At 63.2% G+C, this 24,527-nt stretch carries 22 protein-coding genes, 1 tRNA gene and 1 pseudogene; 14 read left to right on the forward strand and 10 right to left on the reverse strand.

Annotation, left to right across the window (positions count from 1 at the left end):
• Window positions 1–7 precede the first annotated feature (7 nt).
• From AC0IY1_RS03690 to AC0IY1_RS03705, 4 genes are all read right to left on the reverse strand, one after another.
• Window positions 8–1,390 (reverse strand): heterodisulfide reductase-related iron-sulfur binding cluster, encoded by a 1,383-nt coding sequence (locus tag AC0IY1_RS03690; RefSeq protein ID WP_055956485.1) that lies wholly within the window; start codon window positions 1,388–1,390, stop codon window positions 8–10.
• Window positions 1,391–1,552: 162 nt separating this feature from the next.
• Complete coding sequence (glcE, locus tag AC0IY1_RS03695) at window positions 1,553–2,740, reverse strand: glycolate oxidase subunit GlcE (protein ID WP_471767811.1); 1,188 nt, start codon at window positions 2,738–2,740, stop codon at window positions 1,553–1,555.
• Window positions 2,741–2,841: 101 nt separating this feature from the next.
• On the reverse strand, window positions 2,842–4,293 hold the full coding sequence (locus AC0IY1_RS03700) for a lipopolysaccharide biosynthesis protein (RefSeq protein WP_471767812.1): 1,452 nt from the start codon (window positions 4,291–4,293) through the stop codon (window positions 2,842–2,844).
• Window positions 4,294–4,382: 89 nt separating this feature from the next.
• Window positions 4,383–5,393 carry a magnesium transporter CorA family protein gene (locus AC0IY1_RS03705; RefSeq protein ID WP_471767813.1) on the reverse strand — a complete coding sequence of 337 codons (1,011 nt, stop codon included), beginning with the start codon at window positions 5,391–5,393 and terminating at the stop codon, window positions 4,383–4,385.
• Between the two features lie 213 nt (window positions 5,394–5,606).
• Between AC0IY1_RS03705 and groES the strand changes: the two genes are divergently transcribed.
• Both groES and groL read left to right on the forward strand, forming a co-directional pair.
• A complete protein-coding gene (gene groES, locus AC0IY1_RS03710) occupies window positions 5,607–5,894 on the forward strand; it encodes a co-chaperone GroES (RefSeq protein ID WP_018042554.1) in 288 nt (95 codons plus the stop codon).
• Between the two features lie 85 nt (window positions 5,895–5,979).
• Window positions 5,980–7,623, forward strand: coding sequence for a chaperonin GroEL (gene groL / locus AC0IY1_RS03715; protein WP_055956495.1), 1,644 nt, complete (start codon window positions 5,980–5,982; stop codon window positions 7,621–7,623).
• 108 nt (window positions 7,624–7,731) lie between these two features.
• Here groL and AC0IY1_RS03720 read toward each other — a convergent pair whose 3' ends face one another.
• From AC0IY1_RS03720 to AC0IY1_RS03730, 3 genes are all read right to left on the reverse strand, one after another.
• Window positions 7,732–8,247: a hypothetical protein gene (locus AC0IY1_RS03720; protein ID WP_471767816.1), complete on the reverse strand. Its 516-nt coding sequence runs from the start codon at window positions 8,245–8,247 to the stop codon at window positions 7,732–7,734.
• Entirely contained in the window at window positions 8,237–9,160 is a 924-nt protein-coding gene (locus tag AC0IY1_RS03725; RefSeq protein ID WP_471767818.1) for a ParA family protein, read from the reverse strand. The genes AC0IY1_RS03720 and AC0IY1_RS03725 overlap by 11 nt, the downstream gene beginning before the upstream one ends.
• 467 nt (window positions 9,161–9,627) lie before the next feature.
• The gene (locus AC0IY1_RS03730; RefSeq protein ID WP_471767820.1) at window positions 9,628–10,416 is read right to left on the reverse strand and encodes a 2OG-Fe(II) oxygenase; all 789 of its coding nucleotides are present in this window, start codon (window positions 10,414–10,416) and stop codon (window positions 9,628–9,630) included.
• 39 nt (window positions 10,417–10,455) lie between these two features.
• Here AC0IY1_RS03730 and AC0IY1_RS03735 point away from each other — a divergent pair, with 39 nt between their 5' ends.
• Both AC0IY1_RS03735 and AC0IY1_RS03740 read left to right on the forward strand, forming a co-directional pair.
• Window positions 10,456–10,749 carry a hypothetical protein gene (locus tag AC0IY1_RS03735; protein WP_471767821.1) on the forward strand — a complete coding sequence of 98 codons (294 nt, stop codon included), beginning with the start codon at window positions 10,456–10,458 and terminating at the stop codon, window positions 10,747–10,749.
• A gap of 136 nt (window positions 10,750–10,885) precedes the next feature.
• Window positions 10,886–12,997: an ABC transporter ATP-binding protein/permease gene (locus AC0IY1_RS03740; protein ID WP_471767823.1), complete on the forward strand. Its 2,112-nt coding sequence runs from the start codon at window positions 10,886–10,888 to the stop codon at window positions 12,995–12,997.
• Between the two features lie 3 nt (window positions 12,998–13,000).
• On the opposite strand, the gene AC0IY1_RS03745 is transcribed toward AC0IY1_RS03740, so the two are convergent.
• The 3 genes from AC0IY1_RS03745 to AC0IY1_RS03755 are packed head-to-tail and all read right to left on the reverse strand — an operon-like array spanning window position 13,001 to window position 14,599.
• Window positions 13,001–13,717, reverse strand: coding sequence for an LrgB family protein (locus AC0IY1_RS03745; RefSeq protein ID WP_055956514.1), 717 nt, complete (start codon window positions 13,715–13,717; stop codon window positions 13,001–13,003).
• Window positions 13,714–14,112, reverse strand: coding sequence for a CidA/LrgA family protein (locus AC0IY1_RS03750; RefSeq protein ID WP_055956517.1), 399 nt, complete (start codon window positions 14,110–14,112; stop codon window positions 13,714–13,716). The genes AC0IY1_RS03745 and AC0IY1_RS03750 overlap by 4 nt, the downstream gene beginning before the upstream one ends.
• 13 nt (window positions 14,113–14,125) lie before the next feature.
• A complete protein-coding gene (locus AC0IY1_RS03755; RefSeq protein WP_471767824.1) occupies window positions 14,126–14,599 on the reverse strand; it encodes a tellurite resistance TerB family protein in 474 nt (157 codons plus the stop codon).
• Between the two features lie 225 nt (window positions 14,600–14,824).
• Between AC0IY1_RS03755 and AC0IY1_RS03760 the strand changes: the two genes are divergently transcribed.
• From AC0IY1_RS03760 to AC0IY1_RS03805, 10 genes and pseudogenes are all read left to right on the forward strand, one after another.
• Window positions 14,825–14,900, forward strand: a tRNA-Thr gene (locus AC0IY1_RS03760).
• A 363-nt stretch (window positions 14,901–15,263) separates the two neighbouring features.
• On the forward strand, window positions 15,264–15,479 hold the full coding sequence (locus AC0IY1_RS03765; protein WP_471767825.1) for a helix-turn-helix transcriptional regulator: 216 nt from the start codon (window positions 15,264–15,266) through the stop codon (window positions 15,477–15,479).
• 132 nt (window positions 15,480–15,611) lie between these two features.
• Window positions 15,612–17,117, forward strand: a complete 1,506-nt coding sequence (locus AC0IY1_RS03770) for a hypothetical protein (protein WP_471767827.1) — start codon at window positions 15,612–15,614, stop codon at window positions 17,115–17,117.
• A 12-nt stretch (window positions 17,118–17,129) separates the two neighbouring features.
• Window positions 17,130–17,603, forward strand: a complete 474-nt coding sequence (locus AC0IY1_RS03775; RefSeq protein WP_471767828.1) for a hypothetical protein — start codon at window positions 17,130–17,132, stop codon at window positions 17,601–17,603.
• An 80-nt stretch (window positions 17,604–17,683) separates the two neighbouring features.
• The gene (locus tag AC0IY1_RS03780) at window positions 17,684–18,811 is read left to right on the forward strand and encodes a hypothetical protein (protein WP_471767830.1); all 1,128 of its coding nucleotides are present in this window, start codon (window positions 17,684–17,686) and stop codon (window positions 18,809–18,811) included.
• Between the two features lie 360 nt (window positions 18,812–19,171).
• Window positions 19,172–19,738, forward strand: coding sequence for a hypothetical protein (locus AC0IY1_RS03785; protein WP_471767832.1), 567 nt, complete (start codon window positions 19,172–19,174; stop codon window positions 19,736–19,738).
• A gap of 513 nt (window positions 19,739–20,251) precedes the next feature.
• Window positions 20,252–21,041 (forward strand): annotated as a pseudogene (locus AC0IY1_RS03790) (IS5 family transposase).
• A 507-nt stretch (window positions 21,042–21,548) separates the two neighbouring features.
• The gene (locus tag AC0IY1_RS03795) at window positions 21,549–22,403 is read left to right on the forward strand and encodes a phosphoribosyltransferase-like protein (RefSeq protein ID WP_471767833.1); all 855 of its coding nucleotides are present in this window, start codon (window positions 21,549–21,551) and stop codon (window positions 22,401–22,403) included.
• A gap of 2 nt (window positions 22,404–22,405) precedes the next feature.
• The gene (locus tag AC0IY1_RS03800; protein WP_471767834.1) at window positions 22,406–22,729 is read left to right on the forward strand and encodes a hypothetical protein; all 324 of its coding nucleotides are present in this window, start codon (window positions 22,406–22,408) and stop codon (window positions 22,727–22,729) included.
• A gap of 207 nt (window positions 22,730–22,936) precedes the next feature.
• On the forward strand, window positions 22,937–24,067 hold the full coding sequence (locus tag AC0IY1_RS03805) for a reverse transcriptase family protein (protein ID WP_471767835.1): 1,131 nt from the start codon (window positions 22,937–22,939) through the stop codon (window positions 24,065–24,067).
• The last annotated feature ends 460 nt before the right edge of the window (window positions 24,068–24,527 follow it).

Raw genomic sequence — 24,527 nt, forward strand, 5'->3', positions numbered from 1 at the left:
TGCGTCCCTACTCCGCCGCCAGCATCGCCCGCTCGGGCAATCCCGCCAACGCCGCCGGCTTCGGGCCGCCGGTCGCCCAGTCCAGCAGTTCCGCCGTGTGGACGATCGGGATCGCCGTCCCCTTCCCGATCTGGGTGGCGCAGCCGATGTTGCCGGTGGCGATGACGTCGGGGCGCATCCGCTCGATGTTGGCGACCTTCCGGTCCCGCAGCCGGGCGGCGATCTCGGGCTGGAGGATGTTGTAGGTGCCGGCCGAGCCGCAGCAGATGTGGCCCTCGGGCACGTCCTTCACGGTGAAGCCCGCCGTCTTCAGGAGGTTCTTCGGCTCGGTGCGGATGCCCTGGCCGTGCTGCATCGAGCAGGCCGAGTGGTAGGCGACCACGAGGTCGGTCTCGACGATCGGCGGCATCAACCCGATGGTGGCCATGTACTCGGTGACGTCCTTGGCGATGGCGGAGACCCGCTTCGCCTTCTCCGCATAGGCCGGGTCCTCGCGGAACATGAAGCCGTAATCCTTGATCGTCGTGCCGCAGCCGGAGGCGGTGACGAGAATCGCATCGAGACCGGCGCCGTCCATCTCGGCGATCCAGGCGTCAATGGTGCGCTGGGCCTGGGCGTGCGACGAATCCGCCTTGCCCATGTGATGGGTGAGCGCGCCGCAGCAGCCCTCCCCCGCGGCCTGGACCACCTCGACCCCGTGCCGGGTCAGGAGCCGGATCGCCGCCTCGTTGAAATCGGGACGGAGCACGCTCTGGGCGCAACCGCGCAGCAGGGCCACGCGACCTCGACGCGACGGTGCGGTATACCCATGCAACGCCGCGCTCGCTTCCAGGGCGCGCGTCTCGGCCGGGAAGGTGCCGGGCCGGTCGGTCGGGTTGCGGTTCGGCAGGTGGGCCGGGGCGAGGTCGAGCATGGCCGCCAGGCGGTTGCCGACCCGCGGCAGGCGCGCCACCAGGGGCCGGAACGGGGCCCCGATCTTCGCCCCCAGAAGGGCCAGCCGGAAGCGGTTCGGGTAGGGCAGGACGAAGGCCAGCACGCTGCGGAGGAGCCGGTCGCTCAACGGACGCCGATAGGTTTCCTCGATATAGCTCCGCGCATGGTCGACGAGGTGCATGTAGTGCACACCCGAGGGACAGGTCGTCATGCAGGACAGACAGGACAGGCAGCGGTCGACATGCTTGACGACTTCCGGCACCGCCGGCTTTCCGCCTTCGAGCATGTCCTTGATCAGGTAGATCCGCCCGCGCGGCGAATCGAGTTCATCGCCGAGCAGAAGATATGTCGGGCAGGTCGCGGTGCAGAACCCGCAATGCACGCACGTCCGGAGGATCTTCTCGGACGCCGCCATGGCCGGATCGGCGAGTTGCGTCAGGCTGAAATTGGTCTGCACGGTGAGTCCTCGGGTCCACCCTCGTGCCGTCCATCGGGTCCGGCCCGCGTCGGCATCGTCTTCTTGGTCCCACCTGTTTAGAGGGTCTCGCGCCGGTTGCCGAGCCTTGGAATCGCTCCGAACAGCGCAGGCGGCGCGACCTCGTCCCGCACCGCCCCCCGCTCAGAGACCGGCGTACATCCGCCCCGGATTGAACAGGCCATGCGGATCATGCGCCGCCTTGATGCCCGCGGTGATCCGCATGAGGGGCTCGGCCAGCGGCTCGAAGACCGGCACGGCCGCCCGGACGGCGTCGGGTGCCCGCACAAGGCACGCGTGCCCACCCTGCGCCCGTACGGCGGCGCGGACGCCTTCGGCACCGGCATCGCCGGCCGCATCGGTCGCGAGCCAGATCAGCCCACCACCCCAGTCGTAGAACCAGCGGGCGTCGCGCCGGGCGGCGATCGCGGCGGTGACGGCGGGGCCGCGGGTCGGCGCGACGGAGATGCGCCAGACCGCGGAACTGCGCGGCTCGGCGAAGGCGGCAGCGTCGCGAATACGCGTCCAAAGCGCCGTTCCCGCCTCGCCCTCGACGATCTCGGGTTGGCCGAAGCGCTTGAGCAGACGACGCAATTCGCCGAGGCGGTAATCGATCGACTCCGAGAAACCCTCGATCCGCATCAGCGTCCGCGCCGCGCCGCCTTCGATCCCGGCCGGCAGGTGAGCGGCGCCAGTCAGCTCGAAGGGTGAGCCGAGGGCGGCGCTCAGGGCGGTGATGGCGCGGGCATCGTCGAGGTCCGGGAATGCGAGGGTGGCGACCCGTTCCTGAACAGGAAGCACCTTGAAGGTCACCTCCGTCAGGAGACCGAGGGTGCCCCAGGACCCGGCCATCAGCTTCACCAGGTCGAGCCCGGTGACGTTCTTCATGACCCGCCCGCCCGACTTGATCGCCTCGCCGCGTCCGTTGATGAAGCGCACCCCGATGAGGCTGTCGCGAGCGGCGCCCGCGTTGATCCGGCGCGGCCCGGAAGTGTTGGCCGCCGCCACGGCGCCGAAGGTCGGTTCTCCGGTCGTGCCCATCAGGGAGCGGTGGTCCATGGGTTCGAAGGGCAGCATCTGCCCGCGGGCCGCGAGAAGGGCCTGAACCTCGGCCAGGGGCGTCCCCGCCCGGGCGGCGACCACCATCTCCGCGGGCTCGTAGAGCGTGATGCCGCTCAGGCCCACGCTGGAGAGCGTCGCTTCGTCCTGGGCCGGCCGTCCGATCCCGGCCTTGGTCGCTCCGCCGACGAGGCGGAGCCGCTCCGGGCTCCCGACCGCCGCGCGGACGATCTCGGCCGCGGCGCCCTCGTCCTGAGGCTCATATGTACGCATCGATTCCTACCCGATCCGGGGCACTCTGCGGCGCCCTCGATCCTGTTCCTGTGAAGCCACCTTAGAGGAGGTTCGTGCAGATGGCATCCGGTTCGGATCGGCTATTCAGCCGGTGCGGTCCCGGGTGGGGACCGGGTGAAACGCGCCGCCACGTGGCCGCGCAGGCCCGCGATGTCGAAGAGCCAGACGAGCACGCCGTAGACCACCATGCCGAGGGGAACGGAAAGCAGCGCTCGGGTCGGCTCGATATGGCGCAGGGGCAGCAGGCAGAGCGCCATGGCAAGGGAGGCGATACTGGCGGCCAGGATCTCCCACCAGGGCAGGTGCAGGCGCTGGGGTCCGGTGAGTGCCCGCCAAGCCAGGACGAGGGTGGCGGCCCCGAGGCCGACGGTCTGGGCGATCGCGACGCCCTCGGGACCGTACCGGGACGGCAGGAGCCATAACCCGAGCCCGTTCAAGGCGAGCCCAACCAGTGCCGCAGCGATCACGGGGCGCGTGCGCCGGCGAATCTGGAAGATCGGGTTAAGGGCGAAATTGGTCATCGCGAGGCAGAAGAAGCCCGGTACCATCAGCCCCGCATAGGCGGCGAAGGGGCCGCGATAGGCCTCCGGCACCACCAGCGCCTCGAGAGCCGGCAGCACGGCCCAGAACCCGACGGCGCAGGGCAGCAGCAGGGCCACCACCACGCCGATGTTGAGCCCGACCTGGCGCTCGGCCGCAGCGCGCCCCTGCTCCTCCTCGACCCGGACCGCGAGCTGGAAGAGCAGCAGGTCGAGGGCGGTCCCGAGGGTGCCGATGCTCCGGGTGGTCACATCGGCGGCGAGGGCGAAGTAGCCCGCCTCGGCGAGTCCTGCATGCGACGCGATGCTGCCCCGATTCAGGAACGGCAGCAGCTGGTAGATCGCATTAGCGGCAATGAGAGGAAGGCCGTAGGCAACGAAGAGCTGCCAGGCTTCCCGCAGCTTCAGCTGCACGCGCGGGGCGACCGGATCGCGCAGCGGCCGATACAGCAGCAGGATCGCGAAACCCTGGCTGATGCCGGCCGCCGTCAGGACCCAGACGGGCTGGGGAAAGAACCAGGCGGCCCCTGCCATCAGCACGAAGGCGAGACCGTTCTTGACTGCTACGAGGTTGAAGTAGAGCCGGCCGTCGAAGCGCGCCCGGGCGAGCGCCGCATGATAGTCGAAGACGCCGATACCCAAGGCAGCGACCGCCGCGCCGGCCGTGATCGCGAGACGACTTTCCGCGCTGGGCTCGAGCGTGAATCCCAGTCCTGCGCAGAACAAGGCCGCCACGAAGAGGCTGAGCGTGAGGGCCATGTAAGCCCGGTCGAGGCCCTGGCGGATCCAGGGTTCATCGACACGGACCCGGGCTGAGTAGAATCGCGTCGCCGAGAGACGCAGCCACTCGAACAGGACCGTGTTGGCTACGATCGCACCGGCCGTCGCCAGCGCGAACAGACCAAACTCCGCCGGTCCCAGCAGCTTGGCGATCAGGAGGCCGAGGACGAAGTTCAGGCCGGCATTCAGGACGAAGGCAGCGATCACGGCCATGGCGTGGACGGGTCATCCTCGGATGCCGGCTGGACGGGGCATCGTCGCGCCACGCTCTAGCGCGGGCGGCCAAACATTCCGTCAACCAGTCACAACCACCCCCGGATGCGGAAGAAAACGATCGGAATGATGGCGCTCACAAGGATGAGTGCCAAGCCGTAGGGATAGCCATAGGCCCATTCGAGTTCGGGCATATGCTTGAAGTTCATGCCGTACATCGAGGCGATCAGGGTCGGGGGGATGCCGACCACCGATGCCACGGTGAGAACCCGGAAGGTGTTGTTCTGCTCGATGCTGATCAGACCGAGGGTCGCATCGAGAAGGAACTGGACGTTCTCCGACAGGCGGATTTCGAACTCGTCGAGGGAGGCGATGTCGCGCCGCACGGCCTCGAAGCGCGGCACCTGTTCCTCGCCGAGGATGTGCTCGCACTCGTTGGCCACGAAGGGGACGATCCGCTCCAGTCCGAGGAGGCTCGAACGGATCTTGCCGAGGGTCTTCCCGCGGCGTCCGATGCCGCGCAGGATCCGGCGCAGTGCCAAGTCGCGCCGACGGGGCGTCTGGCTGCGCAGCTTGGCGTCCCCGGCTGGTGCACCGCCGCGGACATCGAAATCGAAGATCCGGGTGGACAACTCGTCGAGGTCCGCGCCCATGTCCTCGAGGGAGTCTGCGAGACTGTCGACGAGCTCCTCCATCAGGAGAAGGAAGATCTCGGTGGAGGTGGTGCCCGGCCCGTCGCCGGTATCGATGCGCTTCTTCACCTCCGCGAAGGCCCGCAGCTCGTGGAAGCGCACTGTGACGAGGCGGTCCCTGGTGAGCACGAAGCCCAACGGCTTCAACTGCGTATCAAGTTTGTCGAAGGTGACCATCGGGGTCGAGAGCGAGAACCCGGTCTTCAAGCGCCGCAGCCGACTCGAATTCTCGACCTCGCTGAGGGCTTTGCGCGATGGGACCCGGATGCCGGTGCAGGCCTCGACCCGCTCGGCCTCCTCGGCGCTCGGATCATCGAGATCGATCCACACGACTTCCACTGGGTATGCTTCTGCGGCTGCCTGCGCCGCGGGCTCGACCGCGCCTTGCGGACCATGAAGCTTGATCATCCGCGAAGGACTTTCCATCGGGTTGTGGAATTGGGGGATGATCCTGTCGCTGGATCGTCGTCCGAACCTGCGACAGTCTTGACTTAAGGGACGCCCGCGCCTAACTCGTCGCCATCGTTAGCACTCACTCAAGGAGAGTGCTAACGACCTGGGTTGAGCGCGCTGCCGCGCCGCATCAACGCCATCCACGAATTTGAAGCAAGAGGGCAGCTCATGAAGTTCCGTCCGCTGCACGACCGTGTCGTCGTCCGCCGCATCGAAGGCGAAGAGAAGACCAAGGGCGGCATCATCATCCCGGACACCGCCAAGGAGAAGCCGCAAGAGGGCGAGATCGTCGCCGTCGGCCCCGGCGCCCGTGACGAAGCCGGTCGCGTCAACCCGCTGGACGTCAAGGCGGGTGATCGCGTCCTGTTCGGCAAGTGGTCCGGCACCGAGGTCAAGATCGACGGTCAGGACCTCCTGATCATGAAGGAATCCGACATTATGGGCGTCGTCGCCTAAGTCGGCTTTCGGTTCTCCTCCCTTTCACGAGCCCTTCGAGGGTGCCATCCGGCGCCTCGGGGCCCATCACTGACAAGGATCTGACATGGCAGCGAAAGAAGTCCGCTTCGCCTCCGACGCCCGCGAGAAGATGCTCCGTGGCGTCGATATCCTCGCTGACGCGGTGAAGGTGACGCTCGGCCCCAAGGGCCGGAACGTCGTCATCGAGAAGTCGTTCGGTGCGCCGCGCATCACCAAGGACGGCGTCACCGTCGCCAAGGAGATCGAGCTCGCCGACAAGTTCGAGAACATGGGCGCCCAGATGGTGCGCGAAGTGGCCTCGAAGACCAACGACATCGCGGGTGACGGCACCACCACCGCCACCGTGCTGGCCCAGGCCATCGTTCGGGAAGGCGCCAAGTACGTCGCCGCCGGCATGAACCCGATGGACCTGAAGCGCGGCATCGACCTCGCCACCACCGCCGCCGTGAAGGATATCACCAGCCGCGCGAAGAAGGTCGCCTCCTCCGAGGAAGTCGCCCAGGTCGGCACCATCTCGGCCAATGGCGACAAGGAAATCGGCGAGATGATCGCCCACGCCATGCAGAAGGTCGGCAACGAGGGTGTCATCACCGTCGAGGAGGCCAAGACGGCCGAGACCGAGCTCGATGTTGTCGAGGGCATGCAGTTCGACCGCGGCTACCTCTCCCCGTACTTCATCACGAACGCGGAGAAGATGGTCGCCGAGCTTGAGGACCCCTACATCCTCATCCACGAGAAGAAGCTCTCGTCGCTCCAGGCGATGCTGCCGGTTCTCGAGGCCGTGGTGCAGACCGGTAAGCCGCTCGTCATCATCGCCGAGGACATCGAGGGTGAGGCGCTTGCCACGCTCGTCGTGAACAAGCTGCGCGGCGGCCTCAAGGTCGCGGCCGTCAAGGCTCCGGGCTTCGGCGATCGCCGCAAGGCCATGCTCGAGGACATCGCGATCCTGACCCAGGGTCAGATGATCGCTGAGGATCTCGGCATCAAGCTCGAGAACGTCACCCTCCCGATGCTCGGCCGCGCCAAGCGCATCCGCATCGAGAAGGAGACCACCACGATCATCGACGGTCTCGGTGAGAAGTCGGACATCGAGGCCCGCGTCGGCCAGATCAAGGCGCAGATCGAGGAGACCACCTCGGACTACGACCGTGAAAAGCTTCAGGAGCGTCTGGCCAAGCTCGCCGGCGGCGTCGCGGTCATCCGCGTCGGCGGCGCGACCGAGGTCGAGGTCAAGGAGAAGAAGGACCGCGTCGACGACGCGCTCAACGCCACTCGCGCTGCGGTGGAAGAGGGCATCGTTCCCGGCGGTGGTACCGCCCTCCTCCGTGCCCGTGAAGCCGTCCGTGCTCTCAAGAGCGACAACCCGGACGTCCAGGCCGGTATCAAGATCGTGCTGAAGGCCCTTGAAGCCCCGATTCGCCAGATCGCTGCCAACTCCGGCGTCGAAGGCTCGATCGTGGTCGGCAAGATCACCGACAACACCTCTTCGATCACCTTCGGCTTCAACGCCCAAACCGAAGAGTACGTCGACATGATCCAGGCCGGCATCGTCGACCCGGCCAAGGTCGTACGGACCGCCCTGCAGGACGCCGCCTCCATCGCCGGCCTCCTCGTCACCACCGAAGCCATGATCGCCGATGCTCCGAAGAAGGACAGCGGCGCCCCGGCGATGCCGGGCGGCGGCGGCATGGGCGGCATGGACTTCTAAGAAGTCAGAACCCGACCAAATCGGAATGGGGGGTCGCCGTAAGGCGACCCCTTTTTCGTCTGCGCGACAGCCGATCGCAGTGCAATAGTCAGGATCGCAGGCGGCGCATCAGGCGCCTTTTTTCTTGACGCGCACCGCCTTCGCACCAACCGCCTTTGATCCGGCCTTCCCAGTCCGATCGTGATCCTTGCGGTCCCAGGATGCGGTAAAGGCAGGGCTTCCGAGGGCACGCGTGAGGCTCGGAGCCCCAGCGGCGGATCCGGCCCGTCGCTGCGGAGAGGCTTCCGCCCTCACCGCGGGCTCGGCACCACCCACGAGATCGGCCAAGCGGCGTCGAAGCCAGTCAGCTTTTGCGCGCTTCGCCTCCGCGTGATGCTTGTCGAGACGTCCGATCAACGCTCGCGCCTCGGCCTCGGTCAGGCCGTCGATGATGAGAGCGTAGGTTTCGGTGCCCAAACATCTGCGCACCCGGCGTAGGCCATCGAGAGTCAGATTCTTGACCTTCAACTGCTTCACCACCAGGGACCGGACGGTCCTGGCGAGGTCCGCCCGAATATCCGGAAAAACCTCCGGTGAACGCGCGATCGCCCCGAGGGCAACGAAACCATCCACGTCAAGCGCCATCGAAGACTCCTTTCACTTCTGCGACCAGCGGGATGAGGATCGTGGAGACATGGATGCCGTACTTGCCCGAGAACGTGGGCAAATCCCGACGTGGCATGAGCGCTCCAGCCAGCGCCGCTGCCTGGGGTATGCGCGTTGCGAAGAGGCGGAACCCCGGATCCTCTGCACTCGCTTCCGCCTGGAGCCGCGCCAGCGTGTGCTGGTGCTGGCGGACCTGTGGCTGATACCGCGTCACCAGCACGTGAGGCTGTCGCGCGGGTACGACCGCGTCGTGCCGTCGATCCTTGTCGCCCCATACCGTTTGGATGAAAGCATCGAGCCCGTAGGTCGAGAGATAGTCTGGGATCGACGTGACAATGACGAGGTCAGCACCGCGGATCGCAACTTCGGTCATCGGAGAGATGCCAGGTGCGCAGTCAAAAAGAATGTAGTCGAAGCGCTCCGCGAGCGGGACGAACTCGTCCTCGAAGATCGTTCGGAGCTTTCCGTCGATGGCGCGCATCGAGAAGTTGCGCGCGGTGAGTTCGTAGATGATCTCGCGCTCGACCAGCCGTAGGTAGGGACCGGCCGGAAGCAGCGCGAGTGGCAGCGGCGCGTTCCGGTGCATGGTGACGCCGGTCTGACTCTGGATGCGGGGTGCCAGGAGTGGCTTCTCGCGGCTCACGAGCTTGAGCGCGAGATAGGCCTCGAGGGTGCGACCCCGGGCGATCATCTCGGCCAACGCTGTCTCCCCGGCGAGGCAGACCGAGACGCTGGCCTGAGGATCAAGATCGACAACCAGCACCGAAGCTCCGTCTGCAGCCAGAGCCTCAGCCAGCATGACGACCGTTGTGGTCTTGCCCACACCGCCCTTCATATTCGCGACGGCAATCAGCCGGCCGCTCCCCCGTGGCCGGCGCGCGGCTTCGCTCATGCCCGTTCCCCCCACAACGTCGTTTCCCCTCGCTGTCGGTCGGGACGGCGAGCCGCGAACCGGGGATCGGACGAACCGGACGCGCGAATCAAGCGATCGGCTCAGCGTGATGCGTCACACGTCAGTGCCCGGCAGGCATCCCCTGCCGGTCACAACAATGCACGGTTGTCAGGACTTGGGAATATCGACTAAGACGCGTGAAGTGCGTGCGCGTGCTGGCCGCGTCGACAGGCTCGCGCTCGCGTCACCTGTGATCTTCGCCGCGCATGAAGGGACGGCCGAGGCGATCCGCAAAAAGCCGGCCCTACTCCGCTGCAGACCGATTCGACAGAACCGGGCGTGGGCGACGGGAAACAGACCCGGACTGCGAGGATATTCGACGCGCGATCGGTCCGTCGGGGCACTGTCGATCGTGCGGCGGGCCCCGGTCCCTTGGGACCAGGGCCAAACGGGGCTTCGGTGCGAACTTAACGCCCGAAGATGCCTTTGAGGAATTGGGCGGTGCGATTGCGCTTCTTCTTGCGCTCCAGTTCATTCGCGTCCTTGACCCATGCCACCTGCACAACGCGACGCTCGCCCTCGAACGGCTCGTGGCCATGCCAGGAATTGTCGGCGCGCAGGAAGGCGAACATCGTGCCCATGGTGGGCGGCACTTCGACGGCGAAGGGTTCGTAATTCTTGCCGTCATAGAGCACCCGCAGGCGCCCGGCGGCCGGGGCGTCCCAGGCGTCGTTCATGTAGATGAGCATCGTCATCACCTTGGACGGGCCATCGGTGTGGATCGAGCCGTATTTGAGCTGACTGCGCTTCATGATGGTGGTCAGGCGCGGGCAGGAGACGAGGTCGATGCCGAACTTCTCGCCCATGATGCGCGAGAACGCGTCGCTCTCCAGTTCGTCGATCAGCGCCTTGAAGCGGCCCTTGAGGGCGACTTCGTCGACCGTGAGATAGCCGGGCTTGGCGATCGCAGGGAAATCCTGGCGGATCTCGTCGACGGCCTCGGGCTTGAGCACGTCGTTGCCGAGAAAGAAGCTGTAGGGCTCGCGCGAGACAGGGGCGGCTCGCACGGCATTAAGGTTGAGGATCGACAATCCCGTCATGGCTTCGACGTTCGTCCATTCGGGCGCACCGGCCTGGGTTCGAGCAGGTACGCACTGGGTTGCAGCGCCGCTGCGAGGGCGCAATCCCGGTGGATAGAGCGCCCGATTGCGGCAAGCGGACGGCAAGCCCTTTCCGCACCACGCGGAAACTGCCATGCTTGACCGTATCGAAACTGAGAAGTGGCGCCGAGTATCGTGACGAGACGCCTCGCACTCGCCTTCTGTGTCGCCCTGGCGACGCCGGCCGGTGCCCAGAGCCCCCTCTCGACGACCCAGCGCATGACCTGTGCCGACGCGATGGCTCTCGTGAAGAGCCGAGGCTCCGTCTCGATCAGTTCTGGCGGAGCGCTCGAGCGCTTCGTTCGCGACCGCGGTCAATGCAATCTCACGGAAATCGCCGAGCTCCGCTTCGTGCCCACGCGCGACAACCCGGAATGCCCGATCGGCTATCGCTGTCGCGAGCCGGAATTCGGCGACTGGGACTGGTGAGACGAGCAAGGGCGCGAGGATAGTCGGCCGCAGGAGTGCGCCACGATCTCGCCACGACCCGCCTGCAATGCCGATGCATGGGCGGCCCCCCCGGGGCACGACGCCGAACGAAGTCTAGAACTGAGGGGAGACGCGCGTGGCCGTATTGAGGACAGGCCTCGGCCTGCAAGCCGCCGTCACTGCACTCTTCGCCCTCGCCCTCCTGCTTTTACCCGGCGTTACCGCGCCGCTCTACGTCAGTCTCAGCGGCCTTGCCATGGCGGGCATTCTGCTCGCATCAGGGCGCCTCTCGTCCTACCTGAAGGTCTTCGTCTCGGTCTACGGCATCGGCTACCTGTTCCTGGCAGGGGCCAAGCAACTGGCAGTCATGGGTTTCCTGCCCCCGACGCTCGCCGCCCTCCTGCCGCCGAGCTTCGCAGCCACGGGGGCCGTGGTGTTTGCCGGCATCGTCCTGGCGATCTCGTACCTCGAGCCGATACGGGCGATCACATTGATCGCCGACCCCTACTTCGCCACCACCGACAAGCCGACACGGGAGATTGGACCTTTCCGCCTGTTCGGCAGCACCGAGGGTAAGGTCGGCCAGCGCCTCGTTGCCCTGTCGATCTTCATCACCTTCGCGCAGGTCGCCCTGCAGCTGCGGCTGAACTTCTGGTTCCGCGACCTGTTCAACGCCCTCCAAGAATACAACGCCGACGCCTTCTGGTACCAGTTGGTCTGGGTGTTCACGCCGCTCGCGACCATCTGGGTTGTGGTCGGCATGTTCGACACCTTCGTGGATGCCACGCTTCACATCCGCTGGCGCACCTGGCTGACCCGCAGCTTCTACGGTCGCTGGCTGGATGCCGGAACGCATTACCGGGTCCCCTTCACCGGGGAGAGCACAGACAACCCGGATCAGCGCATTCAGAGCGACATCAATCTCTTCATCTCTCAGACCACGACGCTCTCCATCCGGCTCCTGTCTCAGGCCGCGACCCTGGTGTCCTTCATGGTCATCCTATGGGGCCTGTCTCGCGACTTCGTGCTGCCCTTCACCGATACGGTGGTGCCGGGCTTCCTGGTTTGGCTGGTGGTCGGCTACGCCGTCATTGGAACTTGGCTGACGCACGTCATCGGCCGCCCCCTCATCGGGCTCGACTTCCGCCAGGAGAAAGTGGAGGCCGATTTCCGCTTCTCCCTGGCCCGGACCCGCATCTACGGCGAGCAGATCGCGCTGCTGCGCGGCGAGCGCGCCGAGACGGTCCGACTCAGCAGCCTGTTCCACGCGATCGTCGGCAACTACCTCGACATCATCGTCCGGCGGATCAAGCTCGGTAGCTTCACGCTGTCCTACAGCCAGATCAGCGTGGTGTTTCCCTATATCCTTGCTGCGCCGTCCTACTTCCTGAAGAAAATTACACTTGGTCAGTTTCAGCAGACCGGAGATGCCTTCAGCAGCGTGCAATCCTCGCTGTCGTTCTTCATCAATTCCTACGTCACCATCGCGGCCTACCGCGCCAATACCAACCGACTCTCCTCGTTCAAGCAGGCGATGACGAAGGCGGAGGCGATCGGAGGGACCGGGGAAGGCTTGTTCCAGGGCAACGACACCAAGGGCGACGTCACTGCCTCGAAGCTCCGCCTCGGCCTACCCGACGGACGCGAGATCGTGGCCGCAGACGCCCTGACCATTGCAAAGGGCGGCGCCACGCTGCTGACGGGTCCCTCCGGTTCCGGTAAGTCGACCCTGTTCCGTGCCATTGCGGGCATCTGGCCCTTCGCCCAGGGACGGATCGACCTGCCGAAGGGACAGTCGGCCCTGGTCCTGCCGCAGCGCCCCTACATCCCCCTGGGGACGCTGCGTGGCGCCGTCGTCTACCCGAGCACCACGGACATGTTCCCGGACGAGGCGATCCGTGACGCTCTGATGGCCGCCCAGCTGCCGGGGCTGGTTGATCGTCTCGACGAGGTGGACGCCTGGGATCAGCGCCTCTCGGGCGGCGAGCAGCAGCGCCTGGCGGTGGCCCGCGCTGTTCTCGCCAAGCCCGACTGGCTCTTCCTCGATGAATCCACCGCCGCGCTTGACGAGCCGAGCGAGGCTGCGATCTACCGGATGCTGCGCGAGCGCCTGCCCGGCACCACCATCGTCTCCATCGGCCATCGGTCGACCCTGCATGCCCTGCACGAACGCCGTCTCGACATGCAGCCCGCCAATGATGGTCGGTTCGTGCCGCGTGAGGTACCGGCGCCCGTGGCTGCCGAGTAGAGCTCAGCGCAGGAACGTCACCGCGATGGGCGCCAGGATCGCGGTGAGGAAGGCGTTGAAGCCGAGCGCGATGCCCGCGAAGGCGCCCGCTACCTCGTTCACCTGGAAGGCCCGCGCTGTGCCCACGCCGTGAGCGGCCAGACCCGCCGCGAAGCCGCGGGCCCGCATGTCCCGGATGCGCAGGGCATTCATCAACGGTGTGACGAGGATGCCGCCGGTCATGCCGGTGAGCATGACGATGACGGCGGCCAGCGTCGGGTCTCCACCAAGTGACTGAGCGATGCCCATCGCGACGCCGGTGGTCACGGATTTCGGGGCCAGCGAGATGATGACGTCACGGGGAATGCCGAACGCTTGCCCCAACAGCAGGGCCGAGCTCAGCGCCACCACCGAACCGACCCCGAGGGCTGCCAACATCGGTGCAAGAGAGCGCAGCACCGTGGCGCGATACTCGTAGAGCGGAATCGCCAGGGCCACGGTGGCCGGCCCCAGCAGGAAATGCACGAATTGGGCGCCCTCAAAATAGGTCGCGTAGGGGGTCTTCGTGAGTTCCAGGACGGCGGCGGTGAGCGCGATGGCGATGAGCACCGGGTTCGCGAGCGGATGGCGCCGGGTCGCGAGAGCGATCCGGTCGGCGACCACGTAAGCGAGCAGCGTCACGGTCAGCCACAGCAGCGGTGTCCGCGAAAGATAGACCCAGACGGCAAAATCGCCGGTCACGGCCGTGCCTTCGGCTTGGCGAGCCAGCGCGAAACCACGACGAACGTCAACGCCGTGGCGGCCAGGGTCGTGACCGTCGAGACCAAGACCACCACCGCTAACGCGACTCCGTGTACCGCTAGAACGTCGAGGCGTCCGACGATGCCGGCCCCCGCCGGCACGAACATCAACGACAGATTGGCGAGAAGCCCCTTGCCGGTGCTTTCCAGGCGGCCGTCCACGAGGGGCGGCGCCAACACGCGAGGTGCCAAGCGGGAGGCCCGATCCCGCATGACTAGGAACAGCAGCAGCAACGCCATACCGATCAGGGGACCTGGCACCGGCAGGTTGCTCGCTCGCGCCAGCGCCTCGCCGATGAGTTGTGCCAGGAGGATCAGGGTGAGGCTGAGGATCATCGTGGCAGCGTGCTCAGCTCAGGGAAACCTGCCCATCCGCGGCGCTGCGCCGGGCCACGCCGATGGCAGCCTCGTCGAGGCCGAGGAGTCCGCCGAGGCGCCAGACCAGGGCCTCCTCAAACTCGTGGACGCTGCCATCCGCGCCGGCCACCGACCAAGCCATGGCAAGGAGGCGGGCGCGCCGATCCGGACCGACCTCGTGCCCGATCATCTCGACCAGTTGTGCCATGTCGCGGGTCTGTGCGTCGAACGCCGCGGCCCGCGCGATCAGCGCCTCCGCTTCCGCCCTCGTCTCGGTAAATCGGCCCTCGACCAGACGACTGAGGCGCTCGGTTTCCTCCGGTGCGAGGATACCGTCGGCTCGCGCCACGTGCACCAGGAGCGCGATTGCTGCCAGGCGCTCATCGGCCTCTTCGACCACCGAGGGATGGCCTCCGAGACCAAAGGATTCAGCAGCATAGGCGCGAAGGCGAGCGAGCAGCGACATGATGATCCTTGGAACGCCCGGAATCCTTCGGGGTCGACCACCGGGCCGTCAAGCAACCGGCCGCATCGCAGGCACGATGCCCCGGCACCGTGGCCGTGCTGCATCGCTTTTCCGAGCGCATTCCACCGCCCGAAACGCCGGTCGAAGCTTGCCATTCCGCGCCGCGACCGATATGACCCTCCCCCGAACGGTCCCGTCGGACAGCAGCGTCCATTTCGGAACCGCGCCGCAATAGCTCAGCTGGTAGAGCACCTCATTCGTAATGAGGGGGTCGGGGGTTCGAATCCCTCTTGCGGCACCACTTTTCCCTTTTAAAATCAACGATCGCTGATCGTGTGCCGTTACCCGTGCCGTAGCGTATGTCCGCTGGGGGCGCGCTGGGGGCGCAGATTGCATCGGCTGTCCCAATTGCTGGCCATGCAGTCGGCTAGCGGGGCGCCCAGCATCGTAGCCATCGCTTCGGCATTGAGCTGAAGGTGGTCGGCGCTCGCTCATACCTCCTCGCGATAACGCTCTGATCCCGGCCGAGCCCCCGCGCGGGCCATGCCACACATCGTCCATGCAGTTTTTGGCCGAGTCGATGTGCGAAGCCAATTCGGAGACATGCCAGGGTAGCCCCAGGAAGCCGGTGAAAGTCGCTGGCAAGACGAAGAGGGCGCTACCCATGGATACCCGCAGCGATCGCCTGATGAGCGTTAAGGAAGCGCGTGCGTTTCTAGGTATCGGCACCACCACCTTCTACAAGCTGATGAATGCGGGTCATATCAAAGCAGTAAAACTCGGCGCTCGCACTATGATCAGTGAAGGTGAGGTGGCCCGATACAAGGCCGCGCTGCCGGCTGCCGAGTGGCGCGGCAACTATTCGAGCAAGGCTGCCTGAGCTGGCAAAACAAAGGGCCGGCGCTCCTGACAGCACCGGCCCTCGCTGTACCTGCCATTTTCACCGGAAAAGGCCCATCCAGTGAACTCTGTTGATCATCAGCAAAGAGGAATTGGCGTCAAGCCCTCTGGGTTGAGCATCAGCCAGATGGCTGCCGCCTCTATACAGTGCAGGCCGGGTTCGCTGACGCAATGGTGCGAAGGGTTCCAGCATGGCCATGCTAACATCCGGCCGACGCCATGGCTCAACAGCGTGATCCACGAGGTGAGATGCGCGGTCGCAAATGGCTGCTGCCCCGCCGCAGGCGATCAAGGTGAAGCGCTCCTGAGGCGCATCCTGGCCCTGTACGTCATTCGCGAGGAAGAGCGCGAAGACGATCTGTACCGAAGCACGCGCCGCGCAATCACGATCTCCATCGAAATCGCCCCCATGCTCATCGAGCGAGAGGGCGAACGTTGGGTGTACGAACAGCTTAATGCCCTGCGCAAAATGTCAGAGGCTGGCCGCCAGGGCGCTGCGGGCCGCCGCTCGCGCAAAGGCTGGCGTGCGCAAATTGGTCAGGAACTCGGCCGGCTGTTGAGCCTCGACAGTTCAACGCGCGCGCGCCTCAGCATCCGTATGATTCACGCGGCCGATGTCTCGCCGGCCCAGCGTGCCGCGGCTCTCAAGGTAACCGATCGCGAGCGGGCAGCCGCAAACCGCCGCGCCGCCGGGGTTAAACCGCGGGCGACCGGCGAGGCCGTCAGAGCGATGATGATCGAGAAGGGTTGGTCGCGGGCCACTTGTTACCGCCGCCTCGCCGACGCTCGTGAGACTGAACGTCCGGGGGCAGTCCTCTACGAGGACAGGGGTGTTTCTGAGTTCGTCGTCTCACCCAATGCGTCGGCCGACCAATCCCCCAATCCATCACCCGGCGCGAAGCGCCCCGCCGGGGGGCTCCCCGAAGGGCCGAGCGCCGATCCCGCACCGACCGCAGGCGGTTCCCATTCGGCCTCTACGACGCCGATCACCGTTACCGGCGATCCGGCTTTCTTTATGGTCGATCGTCGGCCGAGCACTGGGAGCGGAGACGACGACTTCGACGACGACGGCTGCATGTATGACAACGGCGAGGCGGATGCGCTCACCGATGGCGGCGAGTTCGATGATGACGGGCGGCCCGAGCCCCACCGGCAGGCAGCCTCTCCGGTCACAGCCGCGCCCATCAGCTACGGTCCCGACGAACTGCCGGCTGGGCTTCGCTTGTCACCTGCAGAGCAGCTCCGTGCGGCGCGGACCTGGGCCAGGGGCGAGCGCTACACCCCGCCGACGCCTCGATCCCAGCCCAGGGCACATGTCGAGCCCGCGGTTCTTCCCGAGAGCCGCGAGCACCACGCCCGCCTGTGGCGTGAACTGCGTCCCCGAATTGCTGAGAGAACCGCCGCGAACGGCATCGTAATGAGCGACGCCGCCCTGCGCGGCCGACTGGGTAAGCTGATCAAGGAACACGGGGCGTTCGAGGCCTCGAAGTTGATCGCCCAGTGCCTCAAGGCGGAGCCCGGCGGTGACCCCCTCAATTACATCGAGGGCATCAAGCGCGGCCAGCGTGACGAAGAAGAGCGTAGGCATCGCGCGATGTACGCGCCGATCTTTCAGTGAGGAGACCCGCCTGTGACCGTCGCCATCGCGCCCAACACCACCCGTCGCGTCCGCAAGCCTCGCCACTTACGCGCTTCGCCGCTCCGCATCGTCCTCTCCCGCCCGGAGCTTCGCAAGCCGTCGCTGGGACCTGCTACCAGCGACGCGCCGCGGGGCAAGTGGCAAGAACACGTTGCTCGGTGGCTTCTGGTTGTGGGTGTGCCGAACACCCAAGCCAGCATGGTGCTCGCTGACATCGCCTACCGCTGGGCCGACGCCGGCTTCGTCGTCGCTGACATGACGTTTGTCGCGGACATCGTCGAGACGCGCACGGCCTTCGACAGGATCATCGCAACCCTCGCTGCGGCTGGGCTGATCGAGATCAGGCCGGCAGCGCACGGCACTCCGCGGTTCATCAGGCCGTGTGTGGACGTGGAGATCACGCCCGAGGCGTGGCGTGCCAAGGCCATCAACATTACGGGCCTGGCGTGTCGCTCCGGCCCGTAGAGCCCCCACGCGCAGGCACCGGCAGGCCGCCCGGTGCGCGACGCTTCAACCCTCAAGCGGCCGAAAGAGCGAGAAAGACCATGAAAATGCCAGGACTCTTCGGCGGGGCAAAAGACCCGATCGCCGCCCTTGAGGATGACGCCAAGCGCCGTGCCCACCGCGTCGGTCGGCTCGATGTGCAACTCGCCACCGCGCGTTCCGACGTGGTCGCACGCACTTCCACGTTGGATGAGGCGGTGGCCACCGCCCTGGACAGCGGCGACAATGCAGATAAGACCGCCCCGCACCACTCTGCACTCACCGCAGCACAGGACTTCGTGCGCTCGATCAGCGAAAGCCTGGATCGGGAGCGAGCCGGCCTCGCCGAGGTGGAGGCACGCCTTAGCGACGCGCGCAACACGGCAGCTCGCGAGCAGGCGGCCGCGGAAATAGAAGCCCGCTGCGCTGCCTTCGAAGCCAGTGCTGCGAAACTGGACAAGCCGGCTCAGGCATTCTCTGTCGTTGCCCTGGCCGTCCATGCTGAGGTGCAGGCCACCTATGCGGGTGCAGGGGCCAACGCTGCCGAGATCACGGCCATCCTGCTCGCCGAGGCCTTAGCGCACGCGCTGCCGGAGGGAACATTTACTGGCTTTAATGCTGGACGGAGCGGCCTCGCGCCCATGCCCGGAGCAGCGCTCAAGCGGGGTGTTATCGACCGAAATGGCATCGTGACCCACCATAGCTTCGCTCGTGAGACACGATGCGCGGCCGACTTCGCCAGGGCCACAATGGCCGGTAAGCGCGCCCGCGCTGCCTCCATCCGAGCCGGCACCACCGTCCTGCCTACGGCGCCCCAGCCGAAAGGACCGAACGAGCCAGCGTTCCATGCCGATCAGACCATGTGGCTGGTGATCATCTCCCAGCCGATCAGATACCGGGACCGGCACGGTGAAGAGACTGTAGTGGCGCCGGGGCAGACCCAGCTCCCCATCCTTGTGGCCGAGGAAGCGATCCGCCGCGGGCTCGCCCATCGCGCCAACACGCCCGCTGCCAACCGTGCCGCCATGCGTATTTCCCTCGCCCAGCGCGACAATGGCCCGCTCATGGTGGCCGATGCCGCCAGAGCGATCGACCTAGGCATCAACCTCGCCGACGCTATGGCCCTCGATATCGCCAAACAGCGGGCGGCGTGGCGAGCGTCCCAGAGTCAGAAGGCGGATGTCGCCTGAGGCAGTCCAGCGAGCCCACGAGGGCGTTCGGCAGGCGGCGGTCACCTTGCCGCTTCGCTGAAGCCACCACGCCCAGGGGCTTGCTCAGCGTGTATGCGAGTACACGGATGCGGGCAGGGGATGGGCAATGCAGAGCCAGTGGCACCGGAGGATACCGAGCAACCCCACCCGGTGCCCAGAAGTCGAAGACCGACCGCGGACATGCCCGCCCCTTCAAGGATCGTTCAACCGAGACCAACGGGGTGCGGGGGCCGCTGCACCCGCCACTTCAGCCGTGAGTAATTTTTTGACGGGCGGGCCGGGCCGCAAATTTATCGTTGACCCAATGGTTTCCTACGCCAAGCTAAAAAGAATGTTTTCATGGTCGAGACGGACGAGGGCTATAAGTTGCAAGACCACGTTGAGTTGGCGGCGGAGGTAGACAAAGCTAAAGAAACTCGCCGGCTAAAGGCAAGAGAAGTGAAGCATCGCTACGTGGCCGCCGACCCCAAGCGCTATCGGCAGCAACGTCGCGATCAGAAGGCGCGAGCGCGTGCGCGTGCGCGTGCGCTTTCCGCCGCTAGCACTAGCCAGGTGGAGTCAACCTCACCGCTCTCGGCCGACCAAGAGGCCGCTCGCCAGAAGAACCGCGCTCAGCGCAATCGCTATAAGGCCAGAGACCCCGAACGATACCTGCAGCAGCGCCGCGCCCAGGAAGCACGTCGTCGCGAGCGTATTGCTCTCGGCCACCCTACGCCACCGAAACTGTCATCCAGTGAAAGCCGCGCGAGAAAGGCCTTCCGAGAAAAACAGTATCGAGCCGCCGATCCCAAAGGCTGGCGCTCTAGGAAGAACGCCTCCGAGCGTCGCCGCCGCGCTCGGCGACGGAACGACGTGCTTGAGTCTGCGCTTGCGCCCGTCGCACAGCCCATCACCCCCGACGACTAAGGAGGTACCTGTGGCGCGTGTCAGCTACGACTCGCTGCTCTTTGCTCCTAACAGCACCCCGCTCAACGCTGACCATATCATAACGTCTTACTAGCGTCCGGCTGCAACCTCGATCACTGCAAGGTGCTATTCGACGAGTGCAAAAATACCGACAGGACTAACAAGCATTAATTAAGTGCTCACATCACCCCGCCTAGATAAATAAGCAATTTTATTTGCGGTTTAACGGCAAAGAATCAATGAGTTTACTGCCCGATCAGGGATTATTAAAGCATAACCATCCAAAGCTTGGCTGGCCGGACAAGCAGTCATCCAGTTCCTCTGCAGCTACATGACAGATGCTTTGAGCACGGGAAGCCGCTCAGGCGGGGGGACGGCGTTTGCCGATTTGGAAATGGTGGACTTCTTAGACCCCTTCCAAAACGGGAGTCGGACGGCCGTTCGGAGGTGAGGGGCGAGCATCGTCAGCATTGGGGTCGTCTGACGCTCACCCCGGATTGCCGATGTGCCCCCGTGCGTGGCGAGCTTGCGCGCGAAAACCCGCCCTATGCACACAGCCTAACCCACGCGGAGTGGGCGCACATTGCCCGGCTTCTCCTCTACCGCCCCCCCGGTCGTCTCTGGCGCTGGCCGCTGTGGGCAACCCTGGTCGGCATCCAGTACGTCCTGCGCCTGGCGACATCTGCCGTCGGACTTACCACCGTGATTTACCGTTCACCGCTGGTTCCTGAGGCTATCGAAGGCAGGGATGTTCGAGCGCATCACCCACTCCCTCACCTTGGCCGACCACGAGCGCGGCGGGCGTGAGGCCAACCCGCCCGGCCGCCTCCTCAATGCGCAGGCCACGTGCTCGGGCGGCGTCGGAGTCAAAGGGCGAGCACGGTTACGATCCCATCCTACGAGTCGCCTGCCGCAAGCGCGACGCGCTCACCGATACGGATGTACGTCCGCTCCTCGCGACCGTCTCGAGGGCCAGGTGGCACGACAGCCACGGTGGGGTTGTAGTGCTGGGGGCGTCCGGTCGGTCGTGGCCGTTCCTAGCCTACTGCTCTGCCGATCAGGCTTATCAGGGCGAGCGCGTAAGCAATGCTACCGTCATTGCTGTCGAGATCGTTAGCTTGGATAAGGCCCAAAAAGGCTTCGCTGTGCAGCCACGCCGCTGAGTGATCGAACGAACCTTCGGTTGGATCGCTCGATGCCTCAGGCTCGCCCGTGACTACGAGGCCACCCAGTCCTCGCAATCGCCTTCGTCGTCTTGGCCGCAGCCATGATCATCGTCAGACGCCTCGCTCAACTCTTATGAGACGGCGTCTTAGACATCACAACACGATGACCGCCCGAAACATGACAAAGAGCATTATGCGTCCCCGTGGCGGGACGAGGACTTGCCTTACAGCAGAGTGGCAGAAGAACCTAAAAACGAGGTAGTTGATACATCAAGAGTCGGCGAAATACCGGGCGAAGAAATGTGCGAAGTCTTGCAAATTATCAACGAGCGCCAACTGCACTCCTTAGTCGCAGAGCGGAAGAGCCGGCTTTCATATCGCCGTATCATTTCACCAACCTCTGAGATCGGCCAACAAAACTGCCGAAGGTAGGTTCCTGGGCAAGCACGGAAGTCAGAGACCGACTCTATGCGACTTGCACAAGCGTCAGCTTTATCCCCTACAACACCTCTTGATATCTCATTCGTAGCGTTGTTAGCGGAGCGTTTGCCCTATAATCCGGCTTGCACTAGGATCACGAGTGATGGCAGCTCATGTCACAGCACATTCGCATCACAAGCCCGTCAATGATAGAGTCATAAAAAGTGAGCCAGCCGGAGATTAACAAACGAATTTTCAGAATCACCGCGATATTTTCAGATAACGGGTGGTTTAATACAAAAAATAGTCAGATACAAATCAAGTATGCTTTAGACCGGTGCATTGAGATTGCCACAATACTTGCGGATGATCAGTTCGATCTTTTCTGTAAACTGCTTTGTAAATACTTGTTGTTCGAGTTCGAGAGATATATGCCATCTTTCGTGCGTGCCTTAGATAAAATTGATCCATGTACTGATCTAGGACACTGCTACAATCTGGTTCCACTGATGGCACCAAAGGACAACGGGAGAATAAAAAGCGGCAATTCGCTGTTGTACAGCTTCGCCAATACGGTATGGGCACGCTCAACCAATTTCCGCGCCCTCCCACTCAGGTCTTTTGCAAATATGGCACAGATGATCGAGTCCGGCTCCCAGGAAGACAACTGTACACTGCTGGTAATTGACGACTTTGTAGGATCAGGCGATACGGCAGTAAATTTTATTGAAGGTTACGCCACCATATTGGCGAAGCACAAAAGCGTAAAATTTTTAGCGCTTGTTGCAATGGAGGCAGGAGTTACTTCTATTAGCAACAGCGGTTTCGAAATTGTATATGATGTACTCGCTCCTAGGGGAATCGCAGATTGCGACACAATGAAGGGCGACGCCACGTTTTACAACCTCATGGAAAGTATCGAAAACCACATCGATATAGAGCCGATTTTAAAGAATGGCTATAAGCTTTCCGAAGCGCTTGTGACCATGCAGAGGACCCCTAACAACACATTTCCTGTATTCTGGGCGACCAAACTTAAGGGCGGTTCCTCTTACCCCTCACCTTTTCCAAGGACCTAATAATGGCCGAGCAGTTGGAACAAGTGCTGCGAGCAATTAAAGCACACCGGAGCCTTCTCGACTTAGTTGATAATGGATTACTATATCACAGGATTGCGGAGCTGCTAAATCAAGCTGTTATAGAGGGTCTTGTTGATTATACGGTGGATGACAGCCCGTTTTTGACCGAGACAGGGTTGGATTATTTGGAAAGCAGGCCGGAACAAATGAGTGGCGGGAGCAACCGGTGGATCGAACCTGCTAACGACAAACGTCGCCAAAAAAGCGATGCAAGTGACGTTTACGTTCCTAACCGTGCTGTGGTAACCAGCCTACGAGGTCTATAGCGGAAGCCCATGTGGCGTGCCACAGGAGTGGCGAATCGCCACTCTGGAGTGAACGTTCTTTCTAGCTCGTGATGAGAAGCAGACTTCGGCTAGAAGCCAAACTCTGCTCCTCATCGAGCGCTCGGCAATGCCGAGCGCGCCGGCACGAGAGGACTTGAATGAATATGTGACTTACAACTCGAATAGAATGGCCGACAATACAAGACAATGAAACAAAGGATAGTTCCGCAAACCTCTAAAAACAAAAAAGAATTGATCGACATTCAATGGCGGCTCTATGCCGCCAATTTTGTTTTTGAGGCTACTGAATCAGGACTTTCCGAAGCTGAACAAAATATTTGTTTGCAGTATGGGCAGAAGCTTTTTGTACAGCAGCTTCCAATAATATTTGATATAAACCATCTTTCATTACTTGTCGGATATCAGCAAAGTTATCTGATGGGCGCATCATTACGGTCGCATAATTACTATCGTACGTTCACGATTGCAAAAAGGTCGGGTAAGCCTCGGAAAATTTCAGAGCCGCTTCCGAGCCTTAAAGAAATTCAGAAGTGGATACTCGAGAACATTCTTGAAAAGCGCCAGGTGCATGTTGCCGCTAAAGCTTTTGTAAAAGGAAAGTCAGTAAGAGACAACGCGAAATTCCATCGCAATCAGCGGCGTGTACTTGCTGTAGATATACGAGAGTTTTTCCACAGCATCGATTTAGATCGAGTTTGTAGTCTGTTTGGAAGCTTTGGCTATTGCGCAAACGTTTCGGCGTTACTTGCACATCTCTGCTGTCTGAATGGAAGATTACCCCAGGGCGCTCCCACAAGTCCTGCTATATCAAACCTCATTGCACATCCACTCGACGTCAAAATTTATGACTACGCTCGCGAAATGGGGTTCAGATATACCCGTTATGCAGATGATATGACGATCTCAGGCCTTGTCATTAGGCACTCAGATATAGCCAAAATTTACGAATTTATAAAAGACGAGGGGTTTGAGCCCAACTTAGACAAGACTCGCCTTATGCGCGACCATCAGCGGCAACAGGTGACTGGAGTTGTTGTTAATACAAAGATGTCGGCCCCGAGGGAGATCAGAAGAGCCATCCGCCAGCATCTATATTATATAACTAAATTCGGTTTTGAGCTTCATGCTAGAAACCTAAACATTAATAATGTTAATTTCCGCCAGCATCTACTTGGAAAAGCTCACTATATATTGCACCTCGACCGGAACGATCGAGATGCCTTGGCTTTGAAGCGCCTTCTGGTGAATGGCTCAAGTCATACGCATCTCGAGCAGCCGGTTGAGACGCTCTCTACAGGCTTTGAGTCTTCGTGGTGAGGTGAGCGTTGTTCCCCGAGGCTTCGTTAGGGAAGTCGCCATAGCCCGTGCCTAAAGCCACAATTTTCTTGTCCGGATGCAGGAGCCATGAACATTGAACTTTCAGGCCGAACTGCGGCTAGGCGCTATTGCCTCGACATCGCTACAGCGATCCGCTGGGCCCTGCAGGCCGTTCTCACCTGTAAGACAATGCCCAAACGCCAAAGCCATTAAGCGTCGCCTGGCTCGACGCCAACGAAGCCTTCCTGTTGGAGCTCATCGAGTAGACCAACAGTTTCAGGCTCACTTAGGTACAGGGACGTCCGCGCACCGAGCCAGGTGTGTTAGTCGAACCGGCAACGATCTGGCGCTTCTCCGGACACTGGACTGAGACCTGAAGAATTTGTCAGCGTCTTCGATTCATTGGGATCGACAAGCCGTGGCCGCAGACCGTGCGGCGTAATTAACTGAACAGTTTGAT

This window comes from Methylobacterium sp. AC690, assembly GCF_979256535.1.